We start from the raw sequence: 8,631 nt of genomic DNA, 5'->3' as shown, positions 1-8,631 counted from the left end.
GGGCGCGGCGCCCAGCCGCTCGCGGACACTTCCGGGTGTCGTCTCGGTGGGCACGCGCTGTTCCTCTCGGCTCGCGGACCGCGCGGCCCGCGAGCCGACCCTACGCGCAGTAGACACTTTCCGGAAAGTGTCTACACTCGCGGTGAACATGTTCTACATTGGGGTCGTCGTCACCGGACGCGTTCGCGCCGGCGATCGGACCGGCTCACCGGGGGGCCGGAACCTGCACACGAGGAGCTGCGACATGCCGGCACCGACCACCGCCGTCATCGGCGCGGGAATCAGCGGTCTGACCGCAGGAAAGATGCTCGGCGACTACGGCGTGCCCTACACGTGCTTCGAGTCGTCGGACCGGATCGGCGGCAACTGGGCGTTCGGCAACCCCAACGGTCACAGCAGCGCCTACCGCTCCCTGCACATCGACACGTCGAAGCACCAGCTGTCGTTCAAGGACTTCCCGATGCCGGAGTCCTTCCCCGACTTCCCGCACCACACCCAGATCAAGCAGTACCTCGACGGATACGCCGCGGCGTTCGACCTCGAGTCCCGGATCGAGTTCCGCAACGGCGTCGTGCACGCCCGCCGGGGCGACGACGGCCGGTGGGAACTCGACACCGAGGACGGGCGCACCCGGTACTTCGACTACCTCGTCGTGGCGAACGGGCACCACTGGGACCCGCGGATCCCGGACTTCCCGGGAGAGTTCACCGGCACGTCGCTGCACTCCCACCACTACATCGATCCGCGCACGCCGATCGACTTCTCCGACAAGCGCATCCTCGTCGTCGGGATCGGCAACAGCGCCGCCGACATCGCGGTGGAGCTGTCGTCGAAGGCACTCGGCAACGAGGTCACCCTCTCCACCCGTTCGAGCGCGTGGATCGTGCCGAAGTACATCGCCGGGCGGCCCGCCGACAAGTACTACCGGACCAGTCCGCACCTGCCGCTGTCGTGGCAGCGCAAACTCGCCCAGCTCGGTCAGCCACTCCTCGCCGGCCGGCCCGAGCGGTACGGACTGCCCACGCCCAACCACAAGTTCTTCGAAGCGCACCCCACCCAGTCGGTGGAACTGCCGCTGCGTCTCGGCTCCGGCGACGTCGTCGCCAAACCCGACATCCGGTTGCTCGACGGCGCGACGGTGCACTTCGCCGACGGCACCTCGTCGGACTTCGACGTCGTCGTCTACGCCACCGGGTACAACATCACCTTCCCGTTCTTCGACGAAGACTTCATCGCCGCACCCGGCAATCACATCCGGCTCTACAAACGGATTTTCGCGCCCGGCATCGACAACCTCGCCTTCGTCGGCTTCGCGCAGGCCACCCCGACCCTGTTCCCGTTCGTCGAGTGCCAGGCGCGGCTCGTCGCGGCCCACGTGATCGGCCGGTACCGGCCGCCGCCGCCCGACGAGATGGAACGAGTGATCGACGCCGATCAGCGCAAGTACACCGGGCACATGCTCGACCGGCCCCGGCACACCCAGCAGGTCGACTACTTCCTCTACGAGCACGACCTGCGGGTGCACGAGCTGCCCGACGGACTGAAACGTGCTGCGGCCCAGAACTCCCCACGCCCGGTGGGCAACGTCCCGGAAGGGGCACGCCGATGACGCCCCGGAACCTGACCTTCCGCTCCGGCGACGCCGACTGCGACGCCTGGCATTTTCCCGGCCGCGGCGACGCGTTCACCGGCGACGACGGACGGCCGGCGGTGGTGATGGCGCACGGCCTCGGCGGCACCAAGGATTCCGGACTCCGCGAGTTCGCCGATCGCCTGGCCGACGCCGGCCTCGACGTCGTCGCCTTCGACTACCGCGGCTTCGGTGCCTCCGGCGGCACGCCGCGGCAACGGGTCGACCTGCGCGGCCAGGCCGACGACTACCGGGCAGCCCTCGACGCGGCCGCGGCGCTCGACGGTGTCGACCGGAATCGCCTGGTGCTCTGGGGAGTATCGCTCTCCGGTGGGCATGTGCTCACCGTCGGCGCCCACCGCTCCGACGTCGCCGCCGTCGTCGCCGTCACCCCACTGGTCGACGGACCGGCCGCGGGACGGCTGGCCGGCCGGCACCACTCCGCACGGACGATGATGCGGTCCGCGGCCACCGGCGCTCGCAGCCGGGTCTCGACGCGGACCGGCCGCGGACCCGTCACCATCCCGGTCGTCGGCCGGCCCGGGGAGACCGCGGCACTCACCCTCGACGGCTACTTCGAGGACTACACCGTCCTGGCCGGACCGACGTGGCGCAACGAGATCGACGCCCGCATCGCACTCGAACTCGGCACCTACCGTCCCGGCAAGGACGCCGCCGGGCTGCGCTGCCCGCTGCTCGTCCAGATCGCCGACTTCGACCGCAGTGCGCCGCCGCGCGCCGCCGCGCTCGCCGCCGAGCGGGGCCGCGCCGAGGTCCGCCACTACCCGTGCGACCACTTCGGCGTCTGGCCGGGGCACGAATGGTTCGAAGCTGCTGTCGCGCACCAGATCTCGTTCCTGTCCCGGCACCTGACCACCGACCCCACGACGACGAGGTGAGACCGTGGCAGACACCGTCCAGCAGGCACTGCGCGCGCGACTCGGCCAGACCGGCACCGCCGTGGTGTACGGCGACCGCGCCTGGACGTGGCAGGAGCACCTCGGTCGTGCGTCCGCCCAGGCCGCCGCGCTGCTCACCCTCGCGGACCCGAACCGCCCGATGCACGTGGGAACCGTGCTCGGCAACACCCCCGACATGCTCGAGGCCGTCGCCGCGGCCGGACTCGGCGGATACGTCCTGTGCGGCATCAACACCACCCGTCGCGGCGACGGTCTGGCCCGCGACATCTCGCGCGCCGACTGCCAGATCGTCGTCACCGATCGGCAGCACCGGCCGCTGCTCGACGGCCTCGACCTACCCGGGGTGCGGATCCTCGACACGTCGACGCCCGAGTGGGCGGATCTGCTCGCCGGCGCCGGCGCCGGCGAGCTGCGCCCGCACCGCGAGGCCGAGGCGATGGACACGTTCATGATGATCTTCACCTCCGGCACGAGCGGCGACCCGAAACCGGTCCGCGTCGCGCACCTGATGGTGCTGTTCGCCGGCCAGAACCTCATCGGGCGGTTCGGCATCACCGACCGGGATGTGTGCTACCTGTCGATGCCGCTGTTCCACTCCAACGCCGTGCTCGCCGGGTGGAGCGTCGGCGTCGGCAGCGGCGCGGCGATGGCCCCGGCCACGTTCTCGGCGTCCCGGTTCCTCGGCGACGTCCGCCGCTACGGCGCGACGTACATGAACTACGTGGGCAAACCTCTCGCCTACGTGCTCGCCACCCCGGAGCGGCCCGAGGACCGGGACAACCCGCTGCGGGTGGCGTTCGGCAACGAGGCCACGGACCGCGACATCGAGGAGTTCGCGCGTCGGTTCGACTGCACCGTGTGGGACGGCTTCGGATCCACCGAGAACGCCGTCATCGTCACCCGCGAACCGGGCACCCCGCGCGGCTCGATCGGCCGGGGTCTCGAGGGCGTCGCCGTGTACGACTCCGCCACCGTCACCGAATGCCCCGCCGCGGAGTTCGACGACACCGGCGCCCTGCTCAACGCCGACGAGGCGATCGGCGAACTCGTCAACACCCACGGCGCCGGGTTCTTCTCCGGGTACTACAACGACCCGCAGGCCACCGACGAGCGGCTGCGGCACGGCATGTTCTGGTCCGGCGATCTCGCCTACAAGGACGCCGACGGCTGGATCTATCTGGCCGGCCGCACCGCCGACTGGATGCGGGTCGACGGCGAGAACCTGACCGCCGCCCCGATCGAGCGGATCCTGCAGCGGCTCCCGGCGCTGAGCCGCGTCGCCGTCTACGCCGTGCCCGACGCGCACGTGGGCGATCAGGTGATGGCCGCGCTCGTCCTGCGGGACGGCGCCGAGCTGACCCCCGACCGGTTCGAGGAGTTCCTCGCCGCGCAACCCGATCTGTCGCCGAAGGCCTGGCCCCGCCACGTGCGCATCGCCCCCGACCTGCCGGTGACCGCCACCAACAAGATCCTCAAACGCGAACTGGTCCGGCAGGGGCCGACCCCGGGTGACGGGGTGCTGTGGACCCGGCGGGACCGACGTGCCCCCGGCACGGGGGAGGGGTGCGCGTACGTCGCCACCGACTGAGCGGGTAGCGGTCTCGCTCAACGGGACTGCGCCGGGGACCGGCCGGCACCGCCCATAGCATCCGCGCCATGACCGCAACCATCGGCACCGACGTGCACGCGCTGCTCGAGAACCAGCAGAGGGAGTTTCGCGCACGATGGACCAGCTCCGCGGCGCAGCGCCGCGCCCGGATCCAGCGGGTGATCGACATGCTCGTCGCCCGCCGCGGGCGGATCGTCGAGGCGATCGACGCCGACTTCGGTGGCCGCCACCCGGGGTACTCCACCGTCAACGACGTGCTCGGCTCGCTGACCGCGCTGAAGTACTCGCGTGACCACCTCGAGGAGTGGATGCAGCCCGAGCAGCGGTCGGTCTTCGCCCCGTACGACCAGCTGGGCGCCACCGCCTCGGTGCAGTACCAGCCGAAGGGGTCGGTGGCGGTCATCGGAACCTGGAACGCGCCGGTGTTCACCCTCCTGAGCCCGCTCGCCGGGGTGCTGGCCGCCGGGAACCGGGCTGTGCTCAAGCCGTCCGAACTCGTCCCCCGCACCGCGCAGGTGCTGGCCGAGGCGGCCGCCGAGTTCCTCGACCCCGCCGACGTCGCGGTCATCACCGGCGGTCCCGACGTGGCGCAGGCCCTGACGGCACTGCCGTTCGACCACATCGTGTTCACCGGCGGCCAGGCCGCGGGCCGCTCGGTGCTGGAGAACGCCGCCCGCAACCTGGTGCCCGTCACGCTCGAACTCGGCGGCAAGTCCCCGACGATCGTCGGGCGCTCGGCCGACCTCGCCGCCGCCGCCTACCGGATCGCGGTCGGCAAGGCCACCAACGCCGGTCAGCTGTGCGTCAACCCGGACACCGTGTACGTCCCGTCGGAGAGCCTCGAGCCGTTTGTCGCCGCGGTCCGCGCGTCGTATCTCGAACTGCTGCCCACCGCCGCCGGCAACGCCGACGCCACGGCCGTCGTCACCGAGCGGCACGCGGCACGCATCGACGGCTACATCCGCGACGCCGAACAGCGGGGGGCACGCATCGAGACCGTGCCGGCGGAACCGATCGACGCGACCGACCGGCGCCGCCCCCTGCGGCTGGTCGTCGACCCGCCGGCGGACGCGGCGATCTCGCAGGAGGAGATCTTCGGACCGGCCATGGTCGTGCGCACCTACGACGACCTCGCGGACGTGATCGCGCAGCTCAACGCCGGGCCGAAACCGCTGGCCCTGTACTACTTCGGGAAGGACGACGACGAGCAGCGCACCGTCGTCGAATCCACCACCTCCGGGGGCGTGACGATCAACGACGTGATGATGCATCCGGGCATGCTCGACGCGCCGTTCGGCGGGATCGGTGCCTCCGGCACGGGGCATTACAACGGCCGCGAGGGCTTCCTCGAATTCAGCCACGCCCGAACGGTGTTCGTCGCCCCCGACCAGGATCCGCGCCGCGAGTGGGGGATGCTGCCGCCGTACGGCGACGGCTACCGCGCCGCGATGGACGCCCAGGTCACCCCCTGACGGTGCACCGAACCCGGCCACCGTCCCACCCATCCGAAGGAACCCGATGAGAACCCGTGGCGCGATCATCCGCCAGGCACCCGGCACGTACGAGATCGCCGACCTCGAACTGGACGAGCCGCGGCGCGGCGAACTGACGGTGCAGATGGTGGCGGCGGGCCTGTGCCACTCCGACGACCACATCGCCACCGGCGACCACGCGGTCGGCAGCTACCCGATCTGCGGCGGCCACGAAGGCGCCGGCGTCGTCGTGCAGGTCGGGCCCGAGACATCCGGCTGGAGCGAAGGCGACCACGTCGTGTTCTCGTTCCTCGCCGCGTGCGGCCGGTGCCGATGGTGCGCCAAGGGACTGCAGAACCTGTGCGACCGGGGTGCGGCGATCATGACCGGCAGCCGGCCCGACGACCCGGCGAGTTTCCGGCTCAGTCTCGACGGGGCACCGGTCGCACAGACCTGCGGCCTGTCCACCTTCAGCGAATACACCACGGTGAGCGTCGATTCGGCGATCAAGGTCGACAAGGACCTGCCGCTGGACAAGCTGTGCCTGCTCGGCTGCGGGGTGGGCACCGGCTGGGGCGCGGCGGTCAACTCCGCCGAGGTGTATCCGGGGCAGACCGTGATCGTGCAGGGCGTCGGCGGCATCGGCATCAACGCCGTCCAGGGCGCCGCCCACGCCGGCGCGGCCCGGATCATCGCCGTCGACCCGGTGCCGTTCAAGCGGGAGAGCGCGCTGCGGTTCGGTGCGACGCACGCCGTCGCCGACATGGCCGAGGCGACGGAGATCGCCCGCTCCTGCACCGACGGTCAGGGCGCCGACGCCGCGATCGTCACCGTGGGCGTGACGACCGGCGAGCACATCGCGCAGGCGTTCGCCGCGATCCGCAAGGCCGGCACGTGCGTGGTCACCGGTCTCGGCGCGATGAGCGACGTGGGAATCCCCGTCAGCCCGATGGAGCTGGTGCTGTACCAGAAGCGGCTGCAGGGTTCGCTGTTCGGCGCCTCGGCCCCGACCGCCGACATCCCGTGGATGATCGAGCTGTACACCTCGGGCAAGCTGAAGCTCGACGAACTGGTCACCGCCACCTACAAGCTCGACGACATCGCGCAGGGCTTCACCGACATGCACGAGGGACGGAACCTGCGCGGGATCGTCGTCTTCTGATCGACACGGAGGTCCCGAGATGGAAGTGGTGGCATCACTGCCGGCGGACACGCCGCTGAGCCGGGTGGCCGAGCGGGTGCGCCGGATCGAGGCCCTCGGATACGACACCGTGCACGTGTCGGAGACGGTGCGCGATCCGTTCGCGGTGTGCGCCCTGGCGCTCGAGCACACCTCGCGGCTGACGGTGCGGACCAGCATGGTCGTGGCGTTCGCCCGCAGCCCGATGGTCACCGCGTACTCCGCCTGGGAGCTGGCCCGCTTCTCCGGGGGCCGCTTCCAGCTCGGGATCGCGACGCAGGTCCGCGGCAACATCGTGGGCCGCTTCTCGATGCCGTGGAGCGATCCCGCCGCGCAGCTGCGCGACTACCTCGACTCCCTGCGGGCGATCTTCGACGCGTTTTCCACCGACAATCCGTTGTCGCACAGCGGAACCCACTACACGTTCGACCGGTTGCAGCCGTACTTCCGGCCCGGCCCGCTCGACGTCGCAGCCCCGCAGTTGTGGACCGGTGGGGTCAACCGCCGCATGTGCGTGCTCGCCGGGGAGCGCTCCGACGGCTTCGTCACCCACCCCACGAATTCGCATCCGCTGTTCCTGCGCGAGCGGGTCCTGCCGGCACTGCGGGAGGGCGCCGCCCGCGCCGGCCGGGGCGACGGCGGTCCCCGCGTCGTGGTGGTCCCCAAACCGATCACCGGACGCGACGACGCCGCCGTCGCCGCCGCCACCGACGCCGCACGCTCGGAGTTCGCGTTCCTGTACTCGACCCCCGCCTACCGGCGCACCCTGGAGATGCACGGTCTCGCCGGTCTCGGCGAGCGGCTCGGTGCGCTCGCCCGGGACCGGCGCTGGGCGGAGATGGCCCCGCTGATGACCGACGACGTCCTGCACGCCCTCGTGCCGTGCGGCACCTACGCGCAGCTGCCGGAGGTCCTCGGCTCCTGGTACGGCGGGCTGTGCGACGGCCTGGCGATCGACCCGCCGGCGGCACCGTCGGGCGACGACGGTTTCGCGCGCCTTCTCGATCGTCTCCGCGCGTTGCCGGAACGCCGCGCGGCCGAGGATCGCTGAGACGGACGCGGCAACTGCCGACCGGCGCGCCGGTGCCGAAATCGTGTACTTCCGGCAGCGCCGCGATGGACAATGACGGCCAGGGACCCGGATCCGGGGAGGGGATCGTCGATGACCGAGAACGACGGTGCGGCTCCGGGTGGGCCGCCGAGTCGGCAGCCGGCGGCCGGGTCGCGCGTCGCGGACGGACGCTATGTTCTGGTCGATCGGCACGGAACGGTCGACGGCCTGCAGTGCTGGCGCGGACACGACACCGTCATGAACCGCACCGTCGCGCTGACCGTCGCCCCGCGACCGGCGGGCGACGACGGTGCCTTCTTCCACGCGCTGTGTGCGCGCACGGCCTCGGCCGCGTTCGGACGGGTGGGAGCGGCGGCCCGTGTCTTCGATGTCGCCGACCACTCCGCTTGCTGCGTGGTCGTGTCCGAATGGACGCCAGGCCGGTCGCTGCCCGACGTCGCCGGGGACCGTCCCGATCCGGCCGCCGCGGCGCGCATCATGCTTCGTCTGGCCGAGACGGTGCGTGCCGCGCACCGGCAGTCGACGATCCTGGGCCTCGACGATCCGGTGCGCATCCGGGTCGACGAGTCCGGCGCCGCGGTCCTGGCCTTCCCCGCGACGCTGCCCGGCGCGGACGAGACGACCGACGTCGCCGGTCTCGGCGCGGCCCTGAGGTGCATGCTCGGAGACCGGGGTGGTGCACCGGCGATGCGGGCACTGGCCGACGAGGCGGTCGACGGAAGTGTGTGCACTGCAGCAGTGTTCGCCG

6 protein-coding genes and 1 pseudogene are annotated in these 8,631 nt (G+C 71.5%); all 7 read left to right on the top strand.

Annotated elements, in window-relative coordinates; genetic code table 11:
* The first annotated feature begins 244 nt into the window (after positions 1 to 244).
* Positions 245 to 1,609 (top strand): flavin-containing monooxygenase, encoded by a 1,365-nt coding sequence (locus OEY_RS0122595; protein ID WP_017679903.1) that lies wholly within the window; start codon positions 245 to 247, stop codon positions 1,607 to 1,609.
* Positions 1,606 to 2,529: an alpha/beta hydrolase gene (locus OEY_RS0122590; protein WP_010596034.1), complete on the top strand. Its 924-nt coding sequence runs from the start codon at positions 1,606 to 1,608 to the stop codon at positions 2,527 to 2,529. Before OEY_RS0122595 ends, OEY_RS0122590 begins: the two co-directional genes overlap by 4 nt.
* A 4-nt stretch (positions 2,530 to 2,533) precedes the next feature.
* Positions 2,534 to 4,138, top strand: coding sequence for a fatty-acid--CoA ligase FadD1 (gene fadD1 / locus OEY_RS0122585; protein WP_010596033.1), 1,605 nt, complete (start codon positions 2,534 to 2,536; stop codon positions 4,136 to 4,138).
* 59 nt (positions 4,139 to 4,197) lie between these two features.
* Positions 4,198 to 5,631 (top strand): aldehyde dehydrogenase family protein, encoded by a 1,434-nt coding sequence (locus OEY_RS0122580; protein ID WP_085997958.1) that lies wholly within the window; start codon positions 4,198 to 4,200, stop codon positions 5,629 to 5,631.
* A 46-nt stretch (positions 5,632 to 5,677) separates the two neighbouring features.
* Positions 5,678 to 6,793, top strand: a complete 1,116-nt coding sequence (locus OEY_RS0122575; RefSeq protein ID WP_010596031.1) for an NDMA-dependent alcohol dehydrogenase — start codon at positions 5,678 to 5,680, stop codon at positions 6,791 to 6,793.
* 19 nt (positions 6,794 to 6,812) lie between these two features.
* Positions 6,813 to 7,862, top strand: coding sequence for a TIGR03617 family F420-dependent LLM class oxidoreductase (locus tag OEY_RS0122570; protein ID WP_010596030.1), 1,050 nt, complete (start codon positions 6,813 to 6,815; stop codon positions 7,860 to 7,862).
* Between the two features lie 111 nt (positions 7,863 to 7,973).
* Positions 7,974 to 8,631: pseudogene (locus OEY_RS0122565) on the top strand (hypothetical protein); the annotation flags it as partial.

This window comes from Rhodococcus sp. P14 (assembly GCF_000256505.1).
Lineage (GTDB): Bacteria > Actinomycetota > Actinomycetes > Mycobacteriales > Mycobacteriaceae > Rhodococcus > Rhodococcus ruber.
The sequence above is the reverse complement of the archived record's forward strand: the minus strand, read 5'-3'. Positions and strand labels throughout refer to the sequence as shown.